Raw genomic sequence first — 26,628 nt, forward strand, 5'->3', positions numbered from 1 at the left:
ACGCCAGCTTTCCCTATGACAAGGGGATCGGGTAGCCCAGGACGGCGGCGCAATGGCGCCGGCAGGCCGGGCATAGAAGTCTTTCGAATCGCACCCTCATCAAGAAGAACACCCTCTGCGCGGCTCGCGCACGGAGCACACCACCATGCGTTTGATCACTTCCCTTCTGGCCGCCGCCGCCCTGGTTCCGGCGCTGGCCAGCGCCGACACCATCAAGGTCGGCATCGCCAACGACATTTCCGGCCCGTTCTCGGCCCTGGGCGCCGAAGCCCGCGACGGCTTCAACCTGGCCATCAAGCAACTGGGCAGCAAGCTGGGCGGACAGCCCGCCGAATTCGTGCAGACAGACATGGGCGGCAACCCCGACCAGGCCCGCCAGCTCGTCACGCGCTACATCCAGCGCGACAAGATCGATTTCTTCACCGGCCCCATCGGCTCGAACGTGGCGCTGGCGGTCGGCCCCGCGCTGTTCGCCGCCAAGGTTCCCTATCTGTCGAACAACCCCGGCCCCAGCCAGTTCGCCGGCGCGCAATGCAACGCCTACTGGTTCGGCACGTCCTACCAGAACGACGCCTTCCACGAAGCGGCCGGCAAGGTCGCGGCCGACCGCGGCTTCAAGAAGATGTTCATCATGGCCCCCGACTACCCGGCGGGCAAGGATGCTCTGGCCGGCTTCAAGCGCGGCTACAAGACCGCGCCCGGCGACGAGGTCTACACCAAGCTCGGCCAGATCGACTACGCCGCCGAACTGGCGCAGATCCGCGCGGCCAAGCCCGATGCCGTCTACATCTTCCTGCCGGGCGGCATGGGCATCAACTTCGTCAAGCAGTTCGTGTCCACCGGCCTGGCCCAAAGCGTCAAGCTGATCGGCCCGGGCTTTTCGGCCGACGAGGACGTGATCCAGGCCGTGGGCGATCCCATGCTGGGCATGTACAACACGGCGCAGTGGGCACACGACCTGGACGTGCCGCAGAACAAGGCCTTCGTCGAGGCCTTCCGCAAGGAATACAACGGCCGCTACCCCTCGGTCTACGCCGCACAGTCCTATGACGTGATCATGGCCATGGACGCCGCCGTCAAGCAGGCCGGCGGCAAGGCCTCGGACCGCGCCGCCATCATCAAGGCGCTGGAAACGGCCGACTACCCCTCGGTGCGCGGCAGCTTCACCTACGGCAAGAACCACTATCCGATCCAGTCCTACTACCTGCGCGTCGTCGAAAAGGACGGCAGCGGCCGCGTCACCAACAAGCTGGTGGGCAAGGTGTTCGACAAGTATCAGGACGTCTACGTGGGCGACTGCAAACTGTAGAGGGCGGGGCCCACCCCCGCAGCGCTGCGCGCTTCCCCCTCAAGGGGGCATGCCTGCGGACCGGCGAAGCCGGCTCCGCGGCATCCGGATGGAGTGACACCGCTGCACGCGCGGCGCGGGGTGCGCCAGCGCGATGCGCAATCAGATTGGCCTTGGTGATTTGGCCGCGCGCGGGGCTATCGGCAACGCGCAGCAAGGGGAAGTTCTTATGACGTTTACGCTGATCGTCGAGCAATTGCTGAACGGTCTGCAGTTTGGGTTGATGTTGTTTCTGATCGCGGCCGGGCTGACCCTGGTGTTCGGCATCATGGACATCATGAATCTGGCTCACGGCTCGCTCTACATGGCCGGCGCCTACGTGGCCGCCGAAACCATGCAGCGCACGGGTTCATTCACTGCCGCCGTCCTGGTGGCGGCCGTCGCCACCGGCCTGGTCGGCGTGGTGCTGGAACTCGTGCTGATCCGCCGCCTGGCGCTGCGCGACCACCTGGCCCAGGTGCTGGGCACCTATGCCGTCATCCTCATCGCCAATGACCTGGTCAAGATGATCTGGGGCCCGGCCCCGGTCATGCTGAACATGCCGGCCGCGCTGTCCGGGCCCGTGCGCCTGCTGCCCGACCTGCTCTATCCCGCCTACCGCCTCATGATCATCGTGTTCGGCGTGGCCGCCGCGGCGGGGCTGTACTGGTTCGTGACGCGCACCCGCGCCGGGGTCCTGGTGCGCGCCGGCGCGTCCAACCGCCAGATGGCCACGCTGATGGGCGTGCGCGTGCCGATGCTGTTCCTGGGCGTGTTCGCGCTGGGCGCCATGCTGGCCGCCGTGGCCGGCGCCCTGCTGGGGCCGATCACCTCGGTGCAGGTGGGCATGGGCGAGGAAATCCTGATCCTGGTGCTGGTGTGCATCGTCATCGGCGGCATCGGCTCGATCCGCGGCGCCTTCGTCGGCGCGCTGCTGGTGGGCATGGTGGACACCGCGGGGCGGGCCTTCCTGCCCATGCTGCTGCGCCAGGTCTTTTCTCCGGCCGTGGCTTCCAGCGTCGGCCCGACGCTGGCGGCCATCGCCATTTACGTATTGATGGCGGCGGTGCTGGTGTTCCGGCCGTCCGGTCTGTTTCCGGCGCGGGGTTGACTGTGAAATCCACAATTTGGACCGTGATCCTGCTGGCCGCGCTGGCGGTGTTTCCCCTGGTGGCGCCGGCCCTGGGCCTGGACTTCTATATTTCCTTCGTGCGGCGCGTGCTGATCTATGCGCTGGCCGCGACCAGCCTGAACCTGATCCTGGGCTACGGCGGCATGGTGGCGCTGGGGCACGCGGCCTTCTTCGGCGCGGGCGCCTACGCCGTGGGCATCCTGGCCATGGCGGGCGTCACCTCGGCGGCCATCGTGTGGCCGGCGGCCATGCTGCTGGCGGCGGTGCTGGCCTGCGTCACCGGGGCGATCTCGCTGCGCACGCGCGGCGTGTACTTCATCATGATCACGCTGGCGTTCGCGCAGATGCTGTTCTACATCTTCATCTCGCTGCGCCAGTACGGCGGCGAAGACGGGCTGAACCTGCCGGGCTATTCCAGCCTGCCCGGCATCGACCTGGCCGACGACACCAGCTTCTACTATCTGGTGCTGGTCCTGTTCGCGCTGATCATGTGGGCGTTCGGGCGCGTGGTGGCCTCGCGCTTCGGCACGGCCCTGCAAGGCATCCGCGAGAACGAGTCGCGCATGGAATCCATGGGCTACCCGGTCTTCCGCATCAAGCTGACGGCCTTCACCCTGAGCGGCGCCGTGGCCGGGTTGGCCGGCGCGCTGCTGGCCAACCACAACCTCTTCATTTCGCCCAGCCTGATGCACTGGACCCAATCGGCCAACCTGCTGATCATGGTGCTGGTGGGCGGCATCGGCCTGCGCTATGGCGGCGTGGCGGGCGCCGTGGTGATGCTGACGCTGGAGGAAGTGTTGCGCCTGTGGACCGAATACTGGCACCTGCCCCTGGGCGTGCTGCTGCTGTGCGTGGTGTTCGGCGCGCCGCGCGGCCTGGTCGGGCTGTTCGGCCCGATGTTCGGCGGCCGCGCCGCCCCGCAATCCGGCAAGGTGGGATCATGAACGCTTCCGTAACCCCGGCCCTGCGGGCGTCGGGGCTGGTTCGCCGCTTCGGCGCGCTGGTCGCCACCGACAATGTGTCGCTGTCGCTGAATCCCGGCGAGATCCATGCCCTGATCGGCCCCAACGGGGCCGGCAAGTCCACGCTGATCCACCTGCTGTCCGGCACGCTGTCGGCCGATTCGGGCACGCTGGCCGTGGGCGGCCGCGACGTCACGGGCATGAACGCGCACCAGCGCGTGTCCGCCGGCCTGTCGCGGTCCTACCAGATCACCAATATCTTCAAGCAGTCCAGCGTGCTGGACAACCTGGTGCTGGCGGTGCAGGCGCACGCGGGCAGCAGCCTCCGCTTCTGGAAGCCGCGCGCGGCCGAATCCGCGCTGTACGAACAGGCGCGCGAACTGGCGCGGGAATGCGCCATCGACGCCAGCCTGCTCGGCCGTCCGGCCGGCACCCTGCCGCACGGCGAGCAGCGCAAGGTGGAGTTCGCGCTGGCGCTGGCCGCAAGGCCCAGCGTGCTGCTGCTGGACGAGCCCATGGCGGGCATGGGGCCGGACGAGACCGTCCGCCTGACCGAACTGATCGAATCCATGCGGGGACGCGCCGCCATGCTGCTGGTCGAACACGACATGCAGGCGGTGTTCCGCCTGGCCGACCGCCTGTCCGTGCTGGTGTACGGCCGGGTCATCGCGACGGGAACGCCGGACGAAATCCGCGCCAACCCCGAAGTGCGGCAAGCCTACCTGGGCGACGAGGAGACCGTCTGATGCTGACCATCGAATCGGCCAAGAGCGGCTACGGCGCCAGCCAGGTGCTGTTCGGCGTGGACCTGCAGATCGGCGCGGGCCAGGTCGTGACCCTCCTGGGCCGCAACGGCATGGGCAAGACCACGCTCCTGCGCACCCTGTTCGGCCAGTTGCCCCTGCGCGGCGGAAAAATCCAGTTCGCGGGCAAGGACATCAGCGGCTGGAGCCCGGACCGCATCGCGCGGGCCGGCATGGCCATCGTGCCGGAGGGGCGGCAATGCTTCCCCAACCTGACGGTGCGCGAGCACCTGACGGCCTTCGTGGCGGCGCGCAATCCCGACATCGGCGCGCCCTGGACGCCGGAGCGGGTGTTCGAACTGTTCCCCCGCCTGCACGAGCGCGCGCGCAACATGGGCAACCAGCTTTCGGGCGGCGAACAGCAGATGCTGGCCATCGGGCGGGCCCTGGTCACCAATCCGCGACTCCTGATCCTGGACGAGGCCACCGAAGGCCTGGCGCCCAAGATCCGCGAGGAAATCTGGAACTGCCTGGCGCGGCTGCGCCAGGCGGGGCAGACCATCCTGGTCATCGACAAATATGTCGAAAGGCTGCTGAGCCTGGCCGACCGGCACGTGATCCTGGAGCGCGGCAAGGTGGTGTGGACGGGCGACTCCCAGGCCCTGGACGCCGATCGCGGCCTCTGGGAACGCTACCTGGGCGTGTAGCGGGAAAGCCTCAATCGGGGCGGCCGCCCGCGGGCCGCGTTGATATAAACCGCAATAAATCGCCATTTACATTGCAACGCTGCAACTTATGGCGTCCCGGGCGATGACACGCGTCTTCGCCTGTTTCAATTGGATCCACTGTTATCTACACTTGTCGCGCCGGACGTGCCGCGTGGCGCGCCGGCGACAGGCGCATGCCTCATCTTATTCAAGTTGTCAGGAAGACTTCGCATGGCGAAATGGGGTTTGCGCAGAAAATCATTGATGGCGCTGTTGCTGGCGTGCCTGGTCGCCCTGGCGCCGGCGGCCTTGATCGGATGGCAGGTGCTGGACGGGGTCAGGGAACACTTCGGGCGGGCCTTCGCCGACAATTTCACGCAATTGAACCGCCAGCGCATCCTGGCGCCGGTGTCGCGCGAACTTGCCCTGTCCCTGCGGCTGGCCGATAGCGAGGTCACGCGCCGCTGGCTGCGCCACGAAAGCGACCCCGCCGCCCGCGAGCTGTTCTTCCGCGAAGCCGACGGCTACCGCCGGGACCTGCTGGGCCGGGCCTATTTCATCGCCAGCGCCGCCTCCGGCAACTACTACTTCAACGACGACCAGCCCCTGTCCGAGGCGCCGCGCTACACGCTGAGCAGGACCGCCGCCGACGACGGCTGGTTCTACCTGACGCTGAAGTCCCCCGCCAAGTACAACATCAACGTCAATCCTGACCTGAAGCTGAAGACCACGAAGGTCTGGATCAACGTCCAGGTGCGCGACGGCGACCGGGTCCTGGGCCTGACCGGCTCGGCCCTGGACGTGGGCGGCTTCCTGAGCGACTTCGTCAACAGCGGCCAGCCGGGCGTCACGCCCATCATCGTCGACGAGGAAGGCGCCATCCAGGCGCACATGGACCCCACGCTCATCGCCTACAACTCGGGCGCGGGCGGCGCGGACAGCGGCCGCGGCAGGGTGTTCAACCTGCTGGACGGCGGGGAAGGACGGGACGGGCTGGCCGCCGCCATGAAGGCGGCCCAGGCCGACCCGCAGTCGGTGCAATCCGCCTGGGTGGCGATGGACGGCATCCGGCAACTGGTCGCCGTGGCCTACATGCCCGAACTGCACTGGCACGTGCTGACCGTGGTGGACCTGGGCGCCGCGCGCGTGCTGGATACGGACTGGCTCTGGCCGGCGGCGATCGGCCTGGTGGTGCTGTTCGCGGCCATGCTGCTGTGCTTCGGGTACGCCGTCGAGCGGCTGATGCTGCGTCCCTTGCGGCGCCTGCAGCAGTCGGCGCGGGCCATCGCCGACGGCAGCTACGACGTGCGCCTGCCGCCGGGCGGCCAGGACGAGATCGGCGATCTCAGCCGCGCCTTCGGGGTGATGGCCGACAAGGTGCGCCAGCACACGGCCGAACTGGAAACCAAGGTGCGCGAGCGCACGTCCGAGCTGGAGGACGCCAACCGCGCCATGGCCGCCGCCCACAAGAAGATCGACGATTCCATCGACTACGCCAGCCTGATCCAGCGCGCGATCCTGCCGGACCGCCAGTTGACCCAATCGCTGGGCGCGCACCATTTCGTGCTGTGGAAGCCGCGCGACGTGGTCGGGGGCGACTTCTACGTGTTCCGTTCCGACGGCGCCAACTGCCTGCTGGGCATCATGGACTGCGCCGGCCACGGCGTGCCCGGCGCCCTGATGACCATGCTGGCCCGCGCCGCGATCGACCTGGCGATCGCCGAGGTCGGGCCGGCCGACCCGGCGGCCATCCTGGGCCGCACCGACAGCGCGATCCGCGCCATGCTCGCGGACGCGCAACTGCCCCGGGCGCTGGCCACCAACACGGATGCGGGCCTGGTATATATTGACCGCCACGCCGGCCGGCTGCTGTACGCCGGCGCCAAGATCAGCCTGTATGCAAGCAACGGCGAGGTCCTGCGCGAGGTGCCCGGAGGCAGGCGCGCGCTGGGAGACAAGCGCACCGAAGTGTACGAAAACGTCGAACTGAAAATGGAACCCGGCTGGACCTATTACCTGGCCACGGACGGGTTCCTGGACCAGGCCGGCGGAGAGCATGGCTTCGGTTTCGGCAACACGCGTTTCGCCGGCATGCTCAAGAGGCACGCGCGCCGGCCGTTAACTGAACAGGCGACCGCCTTTACCCAGGCGCTGGCCGAGTACCAAGGCGGGCGACCGCAGCGTGACGACATCACTTTGCTGTCGTTCCGTTTCGAATAAACGTTATCAGGGCGTAACCCTCATGAATGCCTCCGATCTCTACGCACTGGGCGAACGATTCAACCAGAATCGCACTTTGCTGTGCTTCAACGGACCGATTTCCCGCAGCCTGATCGAGGAAATCGGCAATGCGCTCAAGAACTACCTGAACGCCGAGCATGCCCGGCCGGCGGAAGCCATGGACGTGTTCTCGGTCTATATCGAAATGATCCAGAACATCCGCCAGTACGCCGCGCTGAACGGCGACGTGGACGCGTCGGCCACCGTGGTGATCGGCCGCCGCGACGACAGCCGCTACGTGGTGTCGGCGGGCAACCTGGTCAAGGACGAGGACGGCCAGCTCCTGGTTGCGCGCATCCGGGAACTGGCGGCGCTGGACAAGCCCGCGCTGAAGGCCGAATACAAGCAGCAGCTACACAAGCCGCGCACCCCGGGCGTGGCCTCGGGCGCGGGCCTGGGGCTGATCGACATCGCCCGCCGTGCCGGCGCTCCGCTGGAAGCCAGCCTGACCCCCGCCGCGGGGGCGGGGCAGGCCTTCTTCAGCCTGAGCGTCGTGATTTGAAGGCGCGCGCACCCAAGCACTATTTTCGGAGCAATTGATGAAAGACCTGAACATTCCCGGGACCCAGTCCACGCCCGCCATCGCCGCCGATGCCGCCGCCGGCGTGCTGGCGATGCGCGGCGACTCCTATCCCGAGAATTCCTTCGAACTGTTCGGCCCGGTCATCGAGTGGGTCGAGGCCTACCTGCTGGGCGGCGCGGCGCCGCTGAGGCTGGAACTGGAACTGCTCTACCTGAACACCAGCAGCATCAAGTCCGTCATGGATATTTTCGATCTGCTGGAGGCGGCGCACGGCAAGGGCCGCGAGGTCAGCGTGACCTGGTACTACGACATGCGCAACGAACGCGTGGGAGAACTGGCCGAGGAATTCAAGGAAGACTGCACCTTTCCCTTCTCGGTCGTCGGCCGCCAATGAAATCGGACGCCGCCCAACTGGACCAACGCATCGCCGCGCTGCTGGCGGACCCTGCCTATGCGGGCCATCCGCTGCGCGAGGCGCTGGACGCGCTCTGGCGGCACACGGCGGACCAGATGGCGCGCATCGAACGCGTGACCCAGTTGTCGGACGCCTACCAGAGCATGGCGCACGAGCGCGAGCTGGGCCTGTACGACCGCTTCGACCGGCAGCTTCGCAGGCTGACCCGCATCGCGCGGATCTCTGACCACTACCAGAGCATGATGCGCGACCTCAACGTCGCGCTGCTGGAAACCTCCAACCGCGATCCGCTGACCGGGCTGCTGAACCGCCGCGCGCTGATGGAAATGATCAAGCAGGAGGTCCACCGCGCCTCGCGGGGCGGCGAGAGCTTCGTCGTGGCCATGCTGGACGTGGACCACTTCAAGGCGGTCAACGACCGTTACGGCCACGAAACGGGCGACCGCGCGCTGGTCGAACTGGCCGGGGTGCTGGGCAAGAACCTGCGCGAATACGACCTGTGCGGCCGCTGGGGCGGCGAGGAGTTCCTGGTGCTGCTTCCCAATACCCAGTCCGAGGCGGCGCAGCGCGTCATGGACCGGCTGGTCGGCGCCGTGCGTTCGCTGACCATCGCCGCGGGCGACGGGGTCCTGAGGCTGACGGTCAGCATAGGCATGGCGTATCACCAGTTGGGAGAGACTTTTTCGGAGACGCTCAGCCGCGCGGACCAGGCGCTGTACCTGGCCAAGCAGGACGGCCGCGACCGTGTCGCGCTGGGCTTTCCCAAGCGCTGAATGGAACCGGATCATGAAACCGGATCCGCTGTCATCCGGCATGGAGCCCCATATGCTTGATTCTCATCCAGGCCTTTCCGCCGCGGGACCCCAGGGCGCCGCCTGGAGCGCGGGCAATTACCTGACGTCGATGGATCGGGCGTTGTTGCTGTTCGACTTCGACGTGGCCGGCTTCCTGTCGAACGCCAATGAAAATTTCCTGGCCGCGGTGGAGTATTCCCGCGAAGAGGCCCTGGCCCTGCGCCATGACATGCTGTGCGACAGCCTGGACGAAGGCAAGGGCATCGTCGGCGGCGAACAGGTCTGGGCGCGGCTGCTGGGCGGCGGGCATTTTTCGGGCACCTGCCGCTACCGCACGAAGGCGGGCGGCTTCCTGTGGATCGAGGCCACGTACCTGCCCATACGCGACGAAGCCGGCGAGGTCGCGCGCATTACGGTCATTTCCCGGCGCTCCATCGCGGACGCCGAGCGCCAGGAGGAGATCCGCCTCCTGCTCCTGGGCATCAACGAAACCGGCAACGCCGTCGCGGTGTCGGGGCGGGACGGCCGCGTCGTCTACGTGAACGACGGCTTCCAGCGCATGCTGGGATTCTCCCGCGGCGACGCGGTGGACCAGGAACTGGGCGAACTGCTGGCCGGCGGCAGGCAGGACGGCGGCACGCGCGAAGAGCTGGACCGCCGCATCGCCTGCCGCGAGGGCTATCACAAGGACGTGCTGGTCTACGACCGGGCGGGGCGGCCGCTATGGGTGTCCGTGATGGCCAACTCGGTGTTCGACGACCGCGGCGCGCTGGTCAACATCGTGGACGTGCTGACCGACATCACGCCCACCAAGGTGCACGAGGTGCTGCAACGCCGTGTGCTGCAGGCCATGGTCAACGAGGCCTCGGTGGTCGAGGTCATGAACATGGTGTGCCGCGAAGTGGAGCGCCTGGCGCCCGAAGTGGCGGCCAGCGTGCTGCGCGTGGACGACGCGGGCCTGTTGCGGCCGCTGGCGGCGCCCAGCCTGCCCGCCGCCTACGCCGACGCGCTGGACGGCGCGGCCATCGGTCCGCAAGTGGGCGCCTGCGGCACTTCCGCCTTCCTCGGCCGGCCCGTCATCGTGCCGGACATCGCCACCGATCCGCTGTGGGACGGGTATCGCGACCTGCCGCTGCCGGAGGACATCAAGGCGTGCTGGTCCTCGCCCATCAAGTCCAGCGACGGCAGGGTGATCGGGACGTTCGCCTTCTATTTCCGCGAACGCCGCCTGCCCGACGACTTCCACCACCGGCTGGTGGACGTCTGCGTGTACCTGTGCGCCCTGGCGCTGGAACGCGAAGAGGCCCGCGCCCGCATCCGCCAACTGGCCTTCTACGACGAACTAACGGGCCTGCCCAACCGCAACCTGCTGCTGGCGCAGGCCGAGCAGGCCATCGCGCGCGCCGAACCCGAGCGCAAGCGCGTGGCGGTGCTGTTCCTGGACCTCGACCGCTTCAAGCAGGTCAACGACACCCTGGGCCATCCCATCGGCGACGCCTTGCTGCGCGACGTGGCCCAGCGCCTGCGCCGGCTGGCGCGGGCGAGCGATATCGTGGGCCGCCTGTCGGGCGATGAATTCGTGATGTTGATGCCGGACTTCGAGCACGGCCGCCTGACGGCGGCGGCCGAGCACGTCCTGGTGGCGTTGGCCCAGCCGTTCTCGGTGGGCGGCATCACCCTGAACCCGTCGGTCAGCATCGGCATCAGCGTGTTTCCCGAGAACGGGCGCGACATGGACACGCTGCTGCGCCACGCCGACATGGCGATGTACCAGGCCAAGACGGCCGGACGCAACCGCATTTCTTTCTTCAGCGCCGAGATGAACCGTCAGGCGCAGGAACGGCTGGCGCTGGAAGCCGCCCTGCGCGACGCGCTGGAGGCAAAGGCGCTGCGCCTGCACTACCAGCCGCAGGTCGGCCTGAAGAACGGCACCCTGTACGGAGTCGAGGCGCTGGCCCGCTGGCGGCATCCGACCCTGGGCGACATTTCCCCCGCGCGCTTCGTGCCCCTGGCCGAGGAGTGCGGGCTGATCGGCGGCCTGGGCGACTGGGCCCTGCGCGAGGCGTGTTCGCAATTGGCGGTCTGGCGCGGCAAGGGCCTGCGGGTGCCGTCGGTGTCGGTCAATCTGTCGGCGACGAACTTCCACAACCTGAACCTGCCCCGGATGATAGAAGCCATCCTCGCGGAGTTCGGCCTGGCGCCGGCGGACCTGATGCTGGAGATCACCGAAGGCGTGGTGCTGGACGCCACGGCCGGCACCCTGCGGACGATCGCCGAGCTGCACCGGCTGGGCGTGCGCCTGTCGATGGACGATTTCGGGACCGGCTATTCCAGCCTGGGGCACCTGCGCCGCCTGATCGTCGACGAACTGAAGCTGGACCGCAGTTTCGTCCAGGGGCTGGAAAGCGACGACGCGGCCCGAGCGCTGACCAGCGCCGTCATCCGCATCGGCGAGAGCCTGAGCCTGCCGGTCGTGGCCGAGGGCGTGGAGAACGAAGAGCAGCGCCGGTTCCTGATCGAACAGGGATGCGCGGCCGGGCAGGGGTTCCTGTTTTCGCCGCCGTTGCCGGCGGATGACCTGGAAGAGTGGTTACGGGGGAGGCCGTAGGGGTTTGGTTTTTGCGGGCAGGCTGTGCTGGTTGAGTCTTTAAGACGCCCGTCGCGTCGGGGGCCTGGGGTGCGCGGGTCAACGATTGCGGTCCGGAGCCTTCGCTCCGGACTGCCCCCTTGTCATCCTCGTCCTCGCCTTCGGCGACTCCTTCGGATTCCCTCGGGCTTATCGACTCCCCGCGCACCCCAGGCCCCCGACGCGCCGGGCTCGGGTGCTTGAAACTTGACGTCAGCGGGGGCGGGCGGTGTGCTTGGGGTTCTTGCCGCGGGTGAGGTGGTGGTGGAGTATCTTGCGATGCCCGCCCCATGCCGGCCGCGCGGGCGGCCTCGTGGGGCTTACGCGGCGTCTTGCGGTTGGCGATGACGCTGCGCGCTGTTGGGGGGAGATATGCCAGGTGTCAGACACCCATACGAGATAACGGCACGGCTTGAAGAGGTGTTGCCGGGTGTCTGACACCAACCGCGGGCAATGGGATCTCGGTCAGTGTCAGACACCCGGGAAGATTGCGTCAGCGCCCGCCGTCATCTCGTACGGGTGTCTGACACCTGGCACTCTAGACACCCGGCTCCCTTGAGGCACCCGGCGCTCAGTCGGGAGCCTGGGGCGCGCGGGTCAACGATTGCGATCCGGAGCCTTCGCTCCGGCCCCCCCTTCGTCATCCTCGTCCTCGCCTTCGGCGACTCCTTGATGCCAGGTGTCAGACACCCGTACGAGATGACGGCACGGCTTGAAGAGGTGTTGCCGGGTGTCTGACACCAACCGCGGGCAATGGGATCTTGGTCGGTGTCAGACACCCGGGAAGATTGCGTCAGCGTCCGCCGTCATCCCGTATGGGTGTCTGACACCTGGCACTCTAGACACCCGGCTCCCTTGAGGCACCCGTCGCTCCGTCGGGAGCCTGGCGCGCGCGGGTCAACGATTGCGGTCCGGAGCCTTCGCTCCGGCCCCCCTTCGTTATCCTCGTTCTCGCCTTCGGCGACTCCTTGATGCCAGGTGTCAGACACCCATACGAGATGACGGCACGGCTTGAAGAGGTGTTGCCGGGTGTCTGACACCAACCGCGGGCAATGGGATCTTCGTCGGTGTCAGACACCCGGGAAGATTGCGTCAGCGCCCGCCGTCATCTCGTATGGGTGTCTGACACCTGGCTCGCTTGAGACACCCGGCGCTCTCACATCAGCAGAGAGCGCCGGACGGGCGGCACAAGAACCCTCCCCCCCAACAACAATCAATCCAAGTTCGTCCCCATTTAAAACCCAAACCGATCTAGATACTTTCCCCATTTGCAACCCTCCCCTGTCAGGTATATATTTCAAGCCTAAACTATCAAGGTTTAAATCTCTGCGGCCCCCAGCTCCCGGAACATCGAGCGGTTGTCGCGTACCACGGAGCGTATACGGCAATGAAAATAGCCTGCATCGGCGGCGGCCCCGCCGGCCTGTATTTCGGTCTGCTCATGAAACTGCAGAACCCTGGCAACGAAGTCACCGTGATCGAGCGCAACCGCCCGTACGACACCTTCGGCTGGGGCGTGGTGTTCTCCGACGCCACCATGCAGAACCTGCGCGACGCCGATCCCGTTTCCGCCCAGACCATCGGCGACGCCTTCAACCACTGGGACGACATCGACATCCACTTCAAGGGCCGCAGCATGCGCAGCAGCGGCCATGGCTTCATCGGCATCGGCCGCAAGAAGCTCCTGAACATCCTGCAGGCGCGCTGCGAGGAAGTGGGCGTCAAACTGGTGTTCGAGAACTTCGTCCAGGACGACCAGGCCATCGCCCGCGAATACGACGCCGACCTGGTCATCGCTTCGGACGGCATCAACAGCCAGATCCGCACCCGCTACGCCGACACCTTCCATCCCGACATCGACCAGCGCCGCTGCCGCTTCGTCTGGCTGGGCACCAAGAAAGTGTTCGACGCCTTCACCTTCGCCTTCGTCCAGACCGAACACGGCTGGTTCCAGGCGCATGCCTATCGCTACGAAAACGGCATGTCCACGTTCATCGTGGAAACGCCCGAGGAAACCTGGCAGGCCGCCGGCATCGAACAGATGAGCCAGGAGGAGGGCATCGCCTACTGCGAAAAACTGTTCGCGCCGTGGCTCGACGGCAATGCGTTGATCAGCAACGCGTCGCACCTGCGCGGCTCGGCCATCTGGATCCGCTTCCCGCGCGTCATCTGCAACACCTGGGTCCACTGGAACACGCTGGAAACCGCGCGCGGCCAGCGCCGCGTGCCGGTCGTGCTGATGGGCGACGCCGCCCACACCGCCCACTTCTCCATCGGCTCCGGCACCAAGCTGGCCCTGGAGGACGCGATCGAGCTGGCGCGCTGCCTGAGCGGCGCGGAAGGCAGCGTGGAGCACGGCCTCAAGCACTACGAGGAAGTGCGCAGCGTGGAAGTGCTGAAGATCCAGAACGCCGCCCGCAACTCCACCGAATGGTTCGAGAACGTGGCGCGCTACGCCGACCTGGAGCCCGAGCAGTTCGCCTATTCGCTCCTGACCCGCTCGCAGCGCATCTCGCACGAGAACCTGCGGCTGCGCGACCCCGCCTGGCTGGAAGGCTTCGAGCGCTGGATCGCCGAGCACGCGGGCGCCGCCCCGGCGCCGGGCGAGCGTCCGGCGCTGCCCATGCTGACGCCCTACACGGTGCGCGGCGTGCGGCTGAAGAACCGCATCCTGGTGTCGCCGATGGCCATGTATTCCTGCGCCGACGGCGTGCCGGGCGACTTCCACCTGGTGCACCTGGGCGCCCGCGCCATGGGCGGCGCCGGCCTGGTCATGGTGGAAATGACCTGCGTGTCGCCGGACGGCCGCATCACCCCGGGCTGCCCCGGCATGTGGAACGACGAGCAACGCCAGGCCTTCACCCGCATCGTCGATTTCGTGCACGGCAACAGCGACGCCCGCATCGGCATACAGTTGGGCCACGCCGGCCGCAAGGGCTCCACGCAACTGGGCTGGCAGAAGATCGACCATCCGCTGGCCGAAGGCAACTGGCCGCTGGTCTCGGCGTCCGCCCTGCCGTACATCGAGGGCGTGTCGCAGACGCCGCGCGCCATGACGCGCGCCGACATGGACGAGGTGCGCGACAACTTCGTCGCCGCGGCGCGCCGTGTCGGGCAGGCCGGTTTCGACTGGCTGGAGCTGCACTGCGCCCACGGCTACCTGCTGTCCAGCTTCATTTCGCCCCTGACCAACCACCGTACCGACGAATACGGCGGCAGCCTGGAAAACCGCCTGCGCTTCCCGCTGGAGGTATTCCGCGCCGTGCGCGCCGTGTGGCCCGAGAACAAGCCCATGTCGGTGCGGATCTCCGCCAGCGACTGGGTCGAAGGCGGCATCACGGCCGACGACGCGGTGGAAATCGCGCGCCATTTCAAGGCGGCCGGCGCCGACATGATCGACTGCTCGTCCGGCCAGGTCAGCAAGGAAGAAAAGCCGGTCTACGGCCGCATGTTCCAGACCCCGTTCGCGGACCGCGTGCGCAACGAGGCCGGCATCCCCACCATCGCGGTGGGCGCCATCTTCGAGGCCGACCACGCCAACGGCATCATCGCCTCGGGCCGCGCGGACCTCTGCGCCCTGGCGCGTCCCCATTTGGCCGACGCCTCCTGGACGCTACGCGAAGCGGCGCGGGTGGGCTACCGTGACGTAACGTGGCCGAGCCAGTACTTCGCCGGCAAGCGCCAACTGGAAACCAACTTCGAACGCGCCGCCGCCATGGCGCAACTGGACATCAAATGAACGCAACCCCGCTCCCCCTGGCCGGGCGCCACGCCCTGGTGACGGGCGGCGCCCGCGGCATCGGGCTGGCCTGCGCCCGGGCGCTGTTGCAGCGCGGCGCCCGCGTCACGCTGCTGGGCCGCGACGGCGCGGCCCTGGATGCCGCGGCCGACAGCCTGGCTCGCCTGGGCCAGGTGCAGGCCGTCAGCGCCGACATCGCGGACGAGGCCTCGGTGCGGGCCGCCTTCGCTCAGGCCGAAGCGGAGTTCGGGCCGGTGCTGGTGCTGGTGAACAATGCCGGCCAGGCGGTCAGCGAACGCTTCGACCGCACGGACTCCGCCTTGTGGAACTCCATGATCGCAGTCAACCTGACCGGCACGTTCCACTGCATCCAGGCGGCCTTGCCCGGCATGCTGAAGGAAAAATGGGGGCGAGTCATCAACGTGGCCAGCACCGCCGGCCTGGTCGGCTACGGCTACGTCAGCGCCTATTGCGCGGCCAAGCACGGCGTGGTCGGGTTGACCCGGTCGCTGGCGCTGGAGACCGCGCAGAAGGGCGTGACGGTCAATGCCGTCTGCCCCGGCTACACCGAAACCGACATCGTGCGCGGCGCGGTCTCGAACATCGTCGACAAGACCGGCATGACCGCGGAAGCCGCCCGCGCCAAGCTGGCCGAACGCAACCCGCAAGGCCGCCTGGTGCAGCCCGAGGAAGTGGCCGAGACGGTCGCCTGGCTGGCGCTGCCGGCCTCGGCCTCGGTCAACGGCCAGGCCATCGCCGTCGACGGCGGCGAAGTGATGACCGGCTGAGGCCGGCGCTCCACCCACCCTGAAGATCCACGAATGGAGACACCATGAGCACCCAGCCCGAAGAGCACACCATGAAGCACCACAAGCGTCCGTTCGCCGGCTACCAGGCGAAGACGTTCCTGTGGCAGGTGTCGGCCGACGGCAAGATCGGCACGGTCACGCTGAATCGTCCGGAACGCAAGAACCCGCTGACGTTCGACTCCTACGCCGAGCTGCGCGACCTGTTCCGTTCGCTGGTGTACGCCACCGACATCAAGGTCGTGGTGGTGACGGGCGCGGGCGGCAATTTCTGCTCCGGCGGCGACGTGCACGAAATCATCGGCCCCCTGACCAGGATGTCCATGCCCGAACTGCTGGACTTCACGCGCATGACGGGCGACCTGGTCAAGGCCATGCGCGCCTGCCCGCAGCCCATCGTGGCCGCGGTCGACGGCGTCTGCGCCGGCGCCGGCGCCATGGTCGCGCTGGCCTCGGACCTGCGCCTGGGCACGCCGGCGGCGCGCACCGCCTTCCTGTTCACGCGGGTGGGTCTGGCCGGCGCCGACATGGGCGCCTGCACGCTGCTGCCGCGCATGATCGGGCAGGGCCGCGCATCCGAATTGCTGTACACGGGCCGCGCCATGACGGCGGAAGAGGGCGCCGACTGGGGCTTCTTCAACGCCCTGCACGAGTCCGAGGCGCTGGCCGACGCCGCCAACAAGCTGGCCGCGCAGTTGGCCGCGGGCCCGACCTTCGCCCATGGCGTCACGAAGAAACTGCTGCACCAGGAATGGAACATGGGCGTGGACGAGGCCATCGAAGCCGAAGCCGAGGCCCAGGCCATCTGCATGCAGACGCGCGATTTCCATCGCGCCTACGAAGCCTTCGTGGCCAAACAGAAGCCGGTCTTCGAGGGGAACTGACGATGCGCGACGCAAGCTGGCTGGACTGGCCTTTTTTCGAAGACGCGCACCGCAAGCTGGCGCATGACGTCGACGCCTGGTGCGGGCAATCGCTGGGCGAGGTCGATCATCACGACGCCGACGCGGCCTGCAAGAAACTGGTGAAGGCCATGGGCCAGGCCGGCTGGCTGCGCTACGCGGTCGCGGGCGGCCCCGGCGGCGCCTGGGGCGGCGCGTTGCCCGAGGTGGATTCCCGTTCCGTCTGCATCCTGCGCGAGACCTTCGCCCGCCATGAAGGGCTGGCGGATTTCGCCTTCGCCATGCAGGGGCTGGGCAGCGGCGCCATTTCGCTGATGGGCTCCGACGAGCTGCGCCAGCGCTACCTGCCGCGCGTGGCCAGCGGGGACGCGATCGCCGCCTTCGCGCTGTCCGAGCCGGACGCGGGGTCGGACGTGGCCGCGCTGTCGTGCGAGGCCGCGCTGGACGGCGACCACTACGTGCTCAACGGGGCCAAGACCTGGATCTCCAACGGCGGCATCGCGGACTTCTATTGCGTGTTCGCGCGCACCGGCGAAGCTCCCGGCGCGCGCGGAATCAGCGCCTTCGTGGTGGACGCCGGCACGCCCGGATTCGAAGTCAGCGAACGCATCGACCTGATCGCGCCGCATCCGCTGGCCACGATCACCTTCGACAACTGCCGCATCCCGGTGTCGCACCGCCTGGGCGACGCGGGCCAGGGGTTCAAGCTGGCCATGATGACGCTGGACATTTTCCGCGCCTCGGTGGCGGCCGCCGCGCTGGGTTTCGCGCGCCGGGCGCTGGACGAGGGGCTGGCGCGCGCCAAGTCGCGCCGCATGTTCGGCCAGACCCTGGCCGACCTGCAACTGACGCAGGCCGCGCTGGGCGACATGGCGACCGCCATCGACGCCTCGGCGCTGCTGACGTACCGCGCCGCGTGGATGCGCGACGTGCAGAAGCTGCGCACCACGCGCGAAGCGGCAATGGCCAAGATGACGGCCACGGAATCGGCGCAGACCGTGATCGACCGCGCGCTGCAGATGTTCGGCGGCGCGGGCGTGGTGTCGGGGATGCCGGTGGAGAAGCTCTACAGGGAAATCAGAGCGCTGCGTATCTACGAAGGCGCCACCGAAGTGCAGAAGTTGATCATCGCCCGTGAACTGCTGAAGGCGTAAGGCAGCCACCGAGCGCCGCGCCCAGGCCAGCAACAACACCGCATAGCCAAGGGGAATTCCATGGAAGCATCCGCCCACATCGACACTTTCGCCCGGGACAATCTGCCCCCGGGCGAACAATGGCCAGAGTTCCTGCTCGACGGCCCCGACGTGGCCTATCCCAAGCGCTTCAATTGCGCCGTAGAACTGGTGGACGCCATGGTCGAGCGCGGCCATGGCGACCGCCCCGCGCTGCGCTGGCGCCAGGACGGCAAGCCCGCCGCGATGACCTACCGCGAGCTGGCCGCGCTGAGCAACCGCATCGCCCACGTGCTGACCGAGGACATGGGCCTCGTGCCCGGCAACCGCCTGCTGCTGCGCGGGCCGAACAATCCCATGATGGCCGCGTCCTGGCTGGCCGCGGTCAAGGCGGGCCTGGTCACCGTGCCCACGATGCCGCTGCTGCGGGCCAAGGAACTCAAGCAGATCATCGACAAGGCGCAGGTCCAGGCGGTGCTGTGCGACATCCGCCTGCGGGAAGAGGCGGATTTCTGCGTGCAGCCCGGCCACGAACACCATTGCCCCGCGCTGTCTAAGGTCATGTATTTCAACGACGCGGCGCCCGAGGCGCTGGACGCGCTGGCCGCGGCCAAGCCCGACGCCTTTGACGCCTGCGACACGGCCGCCGACGACGTCTGCCTGATCGCCTTCACCAGCGGCACCACGGGCGCGCCCAAGGGCTGCATGCATTTCCACCGCGACGTGCTGGCGATGTGCGACCTGTTCCCCAAGCACGTCATCCAGCCCGGGCCGGACGATATCTTCTGCGGCACGCCGCCGCTGGCCTTCACTTTCGGCCTGGGCGGCCTGCTGTGCTTTCCGCTGCGGGTGGGCGCCAGCACGGTGCTGGCCGAAAAGCTGTCGCCGGAAAGCCTGCTGGAACTGATCCAGGATTTCCGCGCCACCATCGTTTTCACGGCGCCGACCTTCTACCGGCAGATGGCCGCCCTGGTCGGCAAGTTCGATATTTCCTCGCTGAAAAAGAGCGTGTCCGCCGGCGAGGCCTTGCCCGACGCCACGCGCCAGCTCTGGAAGCAGGCCTCCGGTATCGAGATGATCGACGGCATCGGCGGCACGGAAATGATCCACGTATTCGTGTCCAGCCCGCCCGAATCGGTGCGCCGCGGCGCGATCGGCCGCGTGGTGCCGGGCTACATCGCCCGGATCGTGGACGACGAGATGAAGCCGGTGCCCAACGGCACGGTGGGCCGGCTGGCCATCAAGGGCCCCACCGGCTGCCGCTACCTGGCCGACGAGCGCCAGCGCCGCTTCGTGCAGGACGGCTGGAATCTCCCCGGAGACACCTTCCTGCAGGATGACGACGGCTATCTGTTCTATCAGGCGCGCAACGACGACATGATCGTTTCCTCGGGCTACAACATTGCAGGCCCGGAAGTCGAGGACGCCTTGCTGCGCCACGAAGCCGTGGCCGAATGCGGCGTGGTCGGCGCGCCCGACGACGAGCGCGGCCAGGTGGTGAAGGCCTTCGTGGTGCTCAAGCCGGGCTACGAGGCCGGCAGCGAACTGGCCGCCGCCCTGCAGCAGTTCGTCAAGGCCAGCATCGCGCCCTACAAGTACCCTCGCGCCATCGAGTTCGTGGAGGCGCTGCCGCGCACCGAAACCGGCAAGCTGCAGCGCTTCGCGCTGCGCAAGATGGCATGAACAGGCAATAAGGAATCCCCATGGCAGCTCCCTTCATCAGCCAGGTCGAAGTCCGTTTCCGCCATTGCGACCCGGCGGGCATCGTCTTCTATCCCCGCTACTTCGAGATGATCAACGACTTCGTCGAGGAGTGGTTCGACAAGGGCATGGGGCTGCCGTTCCACGCATTGCACGTGGAGCGGCATATCGGTACGCCGACGGCGTCGGTGCAGTGCGATTTCAGCGCGCCCAGCCGCTGGCACGAACGCTTGCGCCAGGTGCTGGAGGTGCAGCGCATCGGCGGCGCGTCGTTCAAGGTGCTGGTGAAGTTCGAAGGGCCGGACGGGCAGTTGCGCCTGTCGGCGACGCTGACGATCGTGACGGTGGATTTGCGGACGATGAAGTCCATGCCGCTGCCTGCGGATCTGCGGGAACGCATGCAGGCTTATTTGGTTCCCGCGGCCTGAGCGGCGGGGATCGCCCTGTAGTTTGTTTTTCTTGAAAATAGGATGACGTTATGAAGATTCTGCAACCGCCGGATTGGATGGCGCCTCGGGGCTATTCGAATGGCGTGCTCACCGAGATGGAGGTGGGCAGCAAGCTCGTTTTCGTGGGCGGGCAGGTGGGGTGGAATGGCCAGCAGGAGTTCGAGACGGACGACCTGGCCGAGCAGGTGCGCCAGACGCTGGCGAATATCGTTGCGATTCTGGCGGAAGGGGGAGCCAGGCCAGAACATATCGTCCGGATGACCTGGTATGTGACCGACAAGGCAGAATACGTGGCGGCGTACCCCGCCATCGGCAAGCACTACCGCGAGTACATCGGCCGGCATTTCCCCGCGATGACGGCGGTGGAAGTGGCGGATCTGGTCGAGGACCGGGCCAAGGTGGAGATTGAAGTCACGGCGGTGGTGCCGGCGCGGTGATCGCGGCTTCTTGCGTTGCAAGGATGGCCATTTTGTACCTGCGTCGGGTTTCTTGAGACGCCCGTCGCGCCGGGGGCCTGGGGCGCGCGGGTCAACGATTGCGGTCCGGAGCCTTCGCTCCGGCCTGCCCCCTTGTCATCCTCGTCCTCGCCTTCGGCGACTCCTTCGGATTCCCTCGGGCTTATCGACTCCCCGCGCACCCCAGGCCCTCGACGCGACGGGCTCTTTCAGTTGCAATCTGACGTTCGCTGGGACGGGCGGTGTGCTTAGGGTTCTTGCCGCGGGTGGGGAGGTGGTGGAAGATCTTGCGATGCCCGCCCCATGCCGGCCGCGCGGGCGGCCTCGTGGGGCTTACGCGGCGTCTTGCGGTTGATGATGACGCTGCGCGCTGTTGGGGGGAGATATGCCAGGTGTCAGACACCCATACGAGATAACGGCACGGCTTGAAGAGGTGTTGCCGGGTGTCTGACACCAACCGCGAGAAGACGCTCTTGCCACGATTGGTGTCAGACACCCGGATGCATTGCTTCAAGCCCGCAACGCCTTGCTGTACGGGTGTCTGACTCCCTCGGGCTTATCGACTCCCCGCGCACCCCAGGCCCCCGACGCAACGGGCTCGGGTGCTTGAAACTTGACGTCAGCGGGGGCAGGCGGTGTGCTTAGGGTTCTCGCCGCGGGTGGGGAGGAGGTGGGAAGATCTTGCGTTGCCCGCCCCATGCCGGCCGCGCGGGCGGCCTCGTGGGGCTTACGCGGCGTCTTGCGGTTGATGATGACGCTGCGCGCTGTTGGGGGGAGATATGCCAGGTGTCAGACACCCATACGAGATAACGGCACGGCTTGAAGAGGTGTTGCCGGGTGTCTGACACCAACCGCGAGAAGACGCTCTTGCCACGATTGGTGTCAGACACCCGGATGCATTGCTTCAAGCCCGCAACGCCTTGCTGTACGGGTGTCTGACACCTGCGGCGGGGGAGACTCCTGCGGCATCCGGCGATGACGCGGCGCGCTGTCCTATGCCAGGTGTCAGACACCCATACGAGATGACGGTACGACTTGAAGAGGTGTTGCCGGGTGTCTGACACCAACCGCGAGAAGACGCTCTTGCCACGATTGGTGTCAGACACCCGGATGCATTGCTTCAAGCCCGCAACGCCTTGCTGTACGGGTGTCTGACACCTGCGGCGGGGGAGACTCCTGCGGCATCCGGCGATGACGCGGCGCGCTGTCCTATGCCAGGTGTCAGACACCCATACGAGATGACGGTACGACTTGAAGAGGTGTTGCCGGGTGTCTGACACCAACCGCGAGAAGACGCTCTTGCCACGATTGGTGTCAGACACCCGGATGCATTGCTTCAAGCCCGCAACGCCTTGCCGTACGGGTGTCTGACACCTGCGGCCGGGGAGACTCCCGCGGCATCCGGCGATGACGCTGCGCGCTGTTCCATGCCAGGTGTCAGACACCCATACGAGATAAAGGCACGGCTTGAAGAGGTGTTGCCGGGTGTCTGACACCAACCGCGAGAAGACGCTCTCGCCACGATGGGTGTCAGACACCCCGATGCATTGCTTCAGGCCCGCAACGCCTTGCCGTACGGGTGTCTGACACCTGCGGCCGGGGAGACTCCCGCGGCATCCGGCGATGACGCTGCGCGCTGTTCCATGCCAGGTGTCAGACACCCATACGAGATAAAGGCACGGCTTGAAGAGGTGTTGCCGGGTGTCTGACACCAACCGCGAGAAGACGCTCTCGCCACGATGGGTGTCAGACACCCCGATGCATTGCTTCAGGCCCGCAACGCCTTGCCGTACGGGTGTCTGACACCTGCGGCCGGGGAGACTCCCGCGGCATCCGGCGATGACGCTGCGCGCTGTCCCATGCCAGGTGTCAGACACCCATACGAGATGACGGCACGGCTTGAAGAGGTGTTGCCGGGTGTCTGACACCAACCGCGAGAAGACGCTCTTGCCGCGATTGGTGTCAGACACCCCGATGCATTGCTTCAAGCCTGCAACGCCTTGCCGTACGGGTGTCTGACACCTGCGGCCGGGGAGACTCCTGCGGCATCCGGCGATGACGCGGCGCGCTGTCCTATGCCAGGTGTCAGACACCCATATGAGATAACGGCACGGCTTGAAGAGGTGTTGCCGGGTGTCTGACACCAACCGCAAGAAGACGCTCTCGCCGCGATGGGTGTCAGACACCCGGATGCATTGCTTCAAGCCCGCAACGCCTTGCCGTACGGGTGTCTGACACCTGCGGCCGGGAAGACCCCCGTGGCATCCCGACACCCGCCATTCACTCCGCCACGCGCCGCGTCTCGCGCGGCAGTTCTCCGAAGCGTTCCCGGTAGTACTCCGAGAACCGACCCAGATGCCCGAACCCCACGCCCAGCGCGACCTCGGTCACGCTGGCGCCGGCGCCGGCCTTCAGCTTCTGCCTTGCCGTATCCAGCCGCAGCGCCCGCAGGGCGTTCATGGGGGTGGTGTCGCGGTGTTCCTGGAACAGCCGCGTCAGGGCGCTGGCGCTGGCGCCGGCATGGCGGGCGATGTCGATCAGGGTCAGGGGGGCGGACAGGTGCTCGCGCATGTAGGACTCGGCCTGCGCGAGGCGGCGCGGGACGGCGGGAGCCAGGCCCGCGCGCGACCGCCAACTGTTGGGCTGGTTGTAGAGCAGGTGCAGCACCAGCGTGTCTTCCAGGTGTTCCAGCCAGGCGGCGGGAGGGCGCGGGGCGCCGTCGTCCAGCGTGGGCAGCAGGTGGATCAGGCTTGCCATCATGCTGCACCACGCGGCGCCGACGGGGGTGTCCAGGCGCAGCGCGGGGCTGAAGTCCAGCGGGCCGGCGGCGGTCTCGCCGAAGGCGCGCTGGCCGATGGCCTCGATCTTGCCGCGCGGGATCTTCAGCAGTAGCTGTTCACAGCCGGCTTCCCAGTGCAGCCGCAGCGGGCGGTTGGGGGCGATGACGGCGGCGCAGTCGGGATCGGCGTCGACCCGGTCGCCGCCGCATTCGATACAGGCCCTGCCGCGCAGGGGCACCTGCACCAGCATGAAATCCTGCAGCCTGTCGGGTTCGATGTGGACTTCGGCGCCGTAGCGCAAAGTACAGACCGTCAGCGAGCCGAAGCGGGCCCGGTTCAGCTCCGCGTCCACGCGGCCGCCCTTCCAGGTCAGGCGATGCTCTTTCAGGGCTTCGGAGACGAGCGTCCGCGTTTCGTCCTGCTGGGTGGAGCTGAAGACGCGCCGTTTCAGCAGGGGCGCCAGCGTGAGTCGTGACCAGCCATGCATGCATGCCTCCGGGACGGGAACCCTCCCGTATCTCAGGCCAGGGTAATTTAAACGGTCGGCGCTTGGAATTAAGTGAATCCCGGATAAGACTGCGCGTAATCGGATAGAGCGGCCGGCCCCGCCGGCCTAATCTAGGGCCATGCGCACACTACATGGACGGGGCGGCTCATGAATCGAAACCTATGGGGCCGGCGCGCGCTGGCGGCGCTGGCCTGCATGGCGACCGTGGCGAACGCGTCGGCGGCCGACAAGATCAAGGTCGGCCTGCTGACCACGCTGTCCGGGCCCGGGGCGGCGCTGGGCAACGAAATCCGCGACGGCTTCAATCTGGCGCTGCAACATACGGGCGGCAAGCTCGGCGGGCTGCCGGCCGAGGTGGTGGTGGCGGACGACCAGCAGAAGGCGGACACCGGCCGCCAGGCGGTGGAGCGCCTGCTCAGGCGCGACCGCGTGGACGTCATGACCGGCATCGTGTTTTCGAACGTGCTGCTGCCCGTCATGCCCGCCATCCTGCAATCGGGGACCATTTACCTGAGCACCAATACCGGACCGGAAAACTACGCCGGCGCGGGCTGTAATCCCAATTTCTTCGCGGTCGCCTGGCAGAACGAGGACATCCCGGCCGCGATGGGCAAGTACGCCGCCGACCAGGGCTACAAGCGCGTGGCGCTGATCGCACCCGACTACCCCGGCGGCCGCGAATCGCTCAACGGCTTCAAGCGGCTCTACAAGGGCGGACTGTCCGAGGAGATCTATACCCAGCTCGGCCAACTGGACTACGGCGTCGAGATCACGCGGCTGCGCGCCAGCAAGCCCGACGCGGTGTTCTTCTTCCTGCCGGGCGGCATGGGCGTGAACTTCATCAAGCAATTCAACGGCGCGGGCCTGGCCAAGGAAATCGCGCTGCTGGCGCCGGGCTTCTCGGGCGACGAGGACACGATCGCCGCCGTCGGCGCGCCCATCGAAGGCCTGCGCAACACGTCGCAATGGGCCGCCGACCTGGACAACCCGGCCAACCGCAAGTTCGTCGAGGATTTCACCAAGGCCTACAAGCGCAGTCCCACGCTGTACGCGTCGCAGGGCTACGACGCCGCCATGCTGCTGGACAGCGCGGTGCGCCAGACCGGCGGCAAGCTGGGCGCGGACGCGCTGCGGCCCGCCCTGAGGCGCGCGGATTTCAAGTCCGTGCGGGGCGACTTCAAGTTCAACGGCAATCAGTATCCGGTGCAGAACTACTACCTGCGCATCGTCCAGGCGGGCGCGGGGGGCAAGCTGTCCAACAAGCTGTCGGGCACGGTGCTGACCCAGTACCAGGACCCGTTCGCCGCTTCCTGCCGGATGAAGTAGGGCGCATGCCCGCAACCAGGAGACACGCATGACCCCCAGCATTACGACGCGCGACGTGACGGTCGCCGCGCACGACGGCAAATCCTTCGGCGCCTATCTGGCGGTGCCGGCGTCCGGACAGGGACCGGGCCTCGTGCTGTGCCAGGAAATCTTCGGCGTGAACGGCTTTATGCGCCGCGCCGCGCAACTGCTGGCCGAGGAGGGCTACGTGGTGCTGGTGCCCGACCTGTTCTGGCGCCAGCAGCCGGGCATCCAGTTGACGGATGGCCCCGCCGACATGCCGCGCGCCTTCGAACTCTACAAGGGCTTCGACGTGGAACTGGGCCTGCGCGACATCGCGTCGGCCGTGTCCGCGCTGCGGGAGCTGCCCGAACAGCAGGGTGGGGTGGGCGTGCTGGGCTATTGCCTGGGCGGCAAGCTGGCCTACCTGGCCGCCTGCCGCACCGACGTGGACGTGGCGGTGGGCTACTACGGCGTGGGCATCGAAGACAGCCTGGACGAAGCCGCCGGGCTGCGCGGCCGGCTGGTGCTGCACATCGCCGAGCAGGACGGATTCTGTCCGCCGGAAGCGCGCGAGCGCATCCTCAAGGCGCTGGGCGGCAAGCCCGGCGTGGAACTCTACGTCTACCCGGGCGTGGACCACGCGTTCGCGCGCACGGGCGGCGACCACTACGACAAGCCCTCGGCGCTGATGGCGCACCAGCGCAGCATGGCCGCGCTGCAGCGCGCCATCGGGCCGGAGTTCGACTATTCGTACCTGTGGGACAAGCACTGCGAATACGAGTTCGGCACGCGCGACGTGGCGGCCACGATGGCCACCATGGTGGCCGAGCCCTATGTGAACCATATCCCCACCATGACCGGGGGCGTGGGCCACAAGGAACTCAGCCGCTTCTACCAGCACCATTTCGTCAACGGCAACCCGCCCGATACGCGCCTGGTGCCCTTGTCGCGCACGGTGGGCGCCACGCAGATCGTGGATGAAATCCTGTTCTGCTTCACGCATACCACCGAGATCGACTGGATGCTGCCCGGCGTCGCGCCCACCGGTCGCCCGGTGGAGATCCCGCTGATCGCCATCGTGAAGTTCCGCGGCGACAAGCTCTACCACGAACACATCTATTGGGATCAGGCCAGCGTGCTGGTGCAGGTGGGCCTGCTGGACCCCGAGGGGCTGCCGGTGGCGGGCCGCGAAACCGCGGCGAAGCTGCTGGACGAGACCTTGCCGTCCAACACGCTGATGGCGCGCTGGAAAGACAGCGAAGGCAAATAGGAGGCGGC

Annotated in this window: 20 protein-coding genes; 19 read left to right on the forward strand and 1 reads right to left on the reverse strand. The window is 67.3% G+C overall.

What is annotated here, in order from left to right:
• The first annotated feature begins 145 nt into the window (after positions 1–145).
• The 17 genes from AVE30378_RS14495 to AVE30378_RS14575 all read left to right on the forward strand — a co-directional run bounded on the left by AVE30378_RS14495 (position 146) and on the right by AVE30378_RS14575 (position 20,715).
• Positions 146–1,309 (forward strand): ABC transporter substrate-binding protein, encoded by a 1,164-nt coding sequence (locus AVE30378_RS14495; RefSeq protein ID WP_129241571.1) that lies wholly within the window; start codon positions 146–148, stop codon positions 1,307–1,309.
• 208 nt (positions 1,310–1,517) lie between these two features.
• A complete protein-coding gene (locus AVE30378_RS14500) occupies positions 1,518–2,438 on the forward strand; it encodes a branched-chain amino acid ABC transporter permease (protein ID WP_129241572.1) in 921 nt (306 codons plus the stop codon).
• Positions 2,439–2,440: 2 nt separating this feature from the next.
• On the forward strand, positions 2,441–3,403 hold the full coding sequence (locus AVE30378_RS14505; protein ID WP_129241573.1) for a branched-chain amino acid ABC transporter permease: 963 nt from the start codon (positions 2,441–2,443) through the stop codon (positions 3,401–3,403).
• Positions 3,400–4,167: an ABC transporter ATP-binding protein gene (locus AVE30378_RS14510; RefSeq protein ID WP_129241574.1), complete on the forward strand. Its 768-nt coding sequence runs from the start codon at positions 3,400–3,402 to the stop codon at positions 4,165–4,167. The genes AVE30378_RS14505 and AVE30378_RS14510 overlap by 4 nt, the downstream gene beginning before the upstream one ends.
• The gene (locus AVE30378_RS14515; protein ID WP_129241575.1) at positions 4,167–4,871 is read left to right on the forward strand and encodes an ABC transporter ATP-binding protein; all 705 of its coding nucleotides are present in this window, start codon (positions 4,167–4,169) and stop codon (positions 4,869–4,871) included. Before AVE30378_RS14510 ends, AVE30378_RS14515 begins: the two co-directional genes overlap by 1 nt.
• A 231-nt stretch (positions 4,872–5,102) precedes the next feature.
• On the forward strand, positions 5,103–7,091 hold the full coding sequence (gene siaA, locus AVE30378_RS14520) for a biofilm regulation protein phosphatase SiaA (RefSeq protein ID WP_208742393.1): 1,989 nt from the start codon (positions 5,103–5,105) through the stop codon (positions 7,089–7,091).
• A 22-nt stretch (positions 7,092–7,113) separates the two neighbouring features.
• Positions 7,114–7,653 (forward strand): biofilm regulation protein kinase SiaB, encoded by a 540-nt coding sequence (gene siaB, locus AVE30378_RS14525; RefSeq protein ID WP_129241577.1) that lies wholly within the window; start codon positions 7,114–7,116, stop codon positions 7,651–7,653.
• A 37-nt stretch (positions 7,654–7,690) separates the two neighbouring features.
• Positions 7,691–8,068, forward strand: a complete 378-nt coding sequence (siaC, locus tag AVE30378_RS14530) for a biofilm regulation phosphoprotein SiaC (protein WP_129241578.1) — start codon at positions 7,691–7,693, stop codon at positions 8,066–8,068.
• Positions 8,065–8,862 carry a biofilm regulation diguanylate cyclase SiaD gene (siaD, locus tag AVE30378_RS14535; protein WP_129241579.1) on the forward strand — a complete coding sequence of 266 codons (798 nt, stop codon included), beginning with the start codon at positions 8,065–8,067 and terminating at the stop codon, positions 8,860–8,862. The genes siaC and siaD overlap by 4 nt, the downstream gene beginning before the upstream one ends.
• Before the next feature lie 52 nt (positions 8,863–8,914).
• On the forward strand, positions 8,915–11,491 hold the full coding sequence (locus tag AVE30378_RS14540; RefSeq protein ID WP_244235049.1) for a sensor domain-containing protein: 2,577 nt from the start codon (positions 8,915–8,917) through the stop codon (positions 11,489–11,491).
• Between the two features lie 1,405 nt (positions 11,492–12,896).
• Positions 12,897–15,248 (forward strand): bifunctional salicylyl-CoA 5-hydroxylase/oxidoreductase, encoded by a 2,352-nt coding sequence (locus tag AVE30378_RS14545; protein WP_129241581.1) that lies wholly within the window; start codon positions 12,897–12,899, stop codon positions 15,246–15,248.
• Complete coding sequence (locus tag AVE30378_RS14550) at positions 15,245–16,036, forward strand: SDR family NAD(P)-dependent oxidoreductase (protein WP_129241582.1); 792 nt, start codon at positions 15,245–15,247, stop codon at positions 16,034–16,036. Before AVE30378_RS14545 ends, AVE30378_RS14550 begins: the two co-directional genes overlap by 4 nt.
• A gap of 44 nt (positions 16,037–16,080) precedes the next feature.
• Positions 16,081–16,938, forward strand: coding sequence for an enoyl-CoA hydratase family protein (locus tag AVE30378_RS14555; RefSeq protein ID WP_129241583.1), 858 nt, complete (start codon positions 16,081–16,083; stop codon positions 16,936–16,938).
• Positions 16,939–16,940: 2 nt separating this feature from the next.
• Positions 16,941–18,110, forward strand: a complete 1,170-nt coding sequence (locus AVE30378_RS14560) for an acyl-CoA dehydrogenase family protein (protein WP_129241584.1) — start codon at positions 16,941–16,943, stop codon at positions 18,108–18,110.
• Between the two features lie 60 nt (positions 18,111–18,170).
• Positions 18,171–19,811, forward strand: a complete 1,641-nt coding sequence (locus AVE30378_RS14565) for an AMP-binding protein (RefSeq protein ID WP_129241585.1) — start codon at positions 18,171–18,173, stop codon at positions 19,809–19,811.
• 20 nt (positions 19,812–19,831) lie between these two features.
• Positions 19,832–20,257, forward strand: a complete 426-nt coding sequence (locus tag AVE30378_RS14570; protein ID WP_129241586.1) for an acyl-CoA thioesterase — start codon at positions 19,832–19,834, stop codon at positions 20,255–20,257.
• A 50-nt stretch (positions 20,258–20,307) separates the two neighbouring features.
• Positions 20,308–20,715 (forward strand): RidA family protein, encoded by a 408-nt coding sequence (locus AVE30378_RS14575; RefSeq protein ID WP_129241587.1) that lies wholly within the window; start codon positions 20,308–20,310, stop codon positions 20,713–20,715.
• A gap of 2,298 nt (positions 20,716–23,013) precedes the next feature.
• On the opposite strand, the gene AVE30378_RS14580 is transcribed toward AVE30378_RS14575, so the two are convergent.
• Positions 23,014–24,000, reverse strand: a complete 987-nt coding sequence (locus tag AVE30378_RS14580; RefSeq protein WP_129241588.1) for an AraC family transcriptional regulator — start codon at positions 23,998–24,000, stop codon at positions 23,014–23,016.
• Between the two features lie 168 nt (positions 24,001–24,168).
• Here AVE30378_RS14580 and AVE30378_RS14585 point away from each other — a divergent pair, with 168 nt between their 5' ends.
• Both AVE30378_RS14585 and AVE30378_RS14590 read left to right on the forward strand, forming a co-directional pair.
• The gene (locus AVE30378_RS14585) at positions 24,169–25,347 is read left to right on the forward strand and encodes an ABC transporter substrate-binding protein (protein WP_129241589.1); all 1,179 of its coding nucleotides are present in this window, start codon (positions 24,169–24,171) and stop codon (positions 25,345–25,347) included.
• Positions 25,348–25,375: 28 nt separating this feature from the next.
• Positions 25,376–26,620, forward strand: coding sequence for a dienelactone hydrolase family protein (locus AVE30378_RS14590; RefSeq protein ID WP_129241590.1), 1,245 nt, complete (start codon positions 25,376–25,378; stop codon positions 26,618–26,620).
• Positions 26,621–26,628: the final 8 nt, after the last annotated feature.

It is taken from the genome of Achromobacter veterisilvae (assembly GCF_900496975.1).
GTDB lineage: Bacteria > Pseudomonadota > Gammaproteobacteria > Burkholderiales > Burkholderiaceae_B > Achromobacter > Achromobacter veterisilvae.

Bases quoted from the DNA above. Each gene is read 5' to 3' on its own strand.
- AVE30378_RS14560 (WP_129241584.1), top strand. From the start codon at position 16,941: ATGCGCGACGCAAGCTGGCTGGACTGGCCTTTTTTCGAAGACGCGCAC.
- AVE30378_RS14555 (WP_129241583.1), top strand. From the start codon at position 16,081: ATGAGCACCCAGCCCGAAGAGCACACCATGAAGCACCACAAGCGTCCG.
- AVE30378_RS14540 (WP_244235049.1), top strand. From the start codon at position 8,915: ATGCTTGATTCTCATCCAGGCCTTTCCGCCGCGGGACCCCAGGGCGCC.
- AVE30378_RS14515 (WP_129241575.1), top strand. From the start codon at position 4,167: ATGCTGACCATCGAATCGGCCAAGAGCGGCTACGGCGCCAGCCAGGTG.
- siaA (WP_208742393.1), top strand. From the start codon at position 5,103: ATGGCGAAATGGGGTTTGCGCAGAAAATCATTGATGGCGCTGTTGCTG.
- AVE30378_RS14575 (WP_129241587.1), top strand. From the start codon at position 20,308: ATGAAGATTCTGCAACCGCCGGATTGGATGGCGCCTCGGGGCTATTCG.
- AVE30378_RS14545 (WP_129241581.1), top strand. From the start codon at position 12,897: ATGAAAATAGCCTGCATCGGCGGCGGCCCCGCCGGCCTGTATTTCGGT.
- AVE30378_RS14550 (WP_129241582.1), top strand. From the start codon at position 15,245: ATGAACGCAACCCCGCTCCCCCTGGCCGGGCGCCACGCCCTGGTGACG.
- AVE30378_RS14580 (WP_129241588.1), bottom strand. From the start codon at position 24,000: ATGCATGGCTGGTCACGACTCACGCTGGCGCCCCTGCTGAAACGGCGC.
- AVE30378_RS14565 (WP_129241585.1), top strand. From the start codon at position 18,171: ATGGAAGCATCCGCCCACATCGACACTTTCGCCCGGGACAATCTGCCC.
- AVE30378_RS14590 (WP_129241590.1), top strand. From the start codon at position 25,376: ATGACCCCCAGCATTACGACGCGCGACGTGACGGTCGCCGCGCACGAC.
- AVE30378_RS14500 (WP_129241572.1), top strand. From the start codon at position 1,518: ATGACGTTTACGCTGATCGTCGAGCAATTGCTGAACGGTCTGCAGTTT.
- siaD (WP_129241579.1), top strand. From the start codon at position 8,065: ATGAAATCGGACGCCGCCCAACTGGACCAACGCATCGCCGCGCTGCTG.
- siaB (WP_129241577.1), top strand. From the start codon at position 7,114: ATGAATGCCTCCGATCTCTACGCACTGGGCGAACGATTCAACCAGAAT.
- AVE30378_RS14585 (WP_129241589.1), top strand. From the start codon at position 24,169: ATGAATCGAAACCTATGGGGCCGGCGCGCGCTGGCGGCGCTGGCCTGC.
- AVE30378_RS14510 (WP_129241574.1), top strand. From the start codon at position 3,400: ATGAACGCTTCCGTAACCCCGGCCCTGCGGGCGTCGGGGCTGGTTCGC.
- AVE30378_RS14495 (WP_129241571.1), top strand. From the start codon at position 146: ATGCGTTTGATCACTTCCCTTCTGGCCGCCGCCGCCCTGGTTCCGGCG.
- AVE30378_RS14570 (WP_129241586.1), top strand. From the start codon at position 19,832: ATGGCAGCTCCCTTCATCAGCCAGGTCGAAGTCCGTTTCCGCCATTGC.
- siaC (WP_129241578.1), top strand. From the start codon at position 7,691: ATGAAAGACCTGAACATTCCCGGGACCCAGTCCACGCCCGCCATCGCC.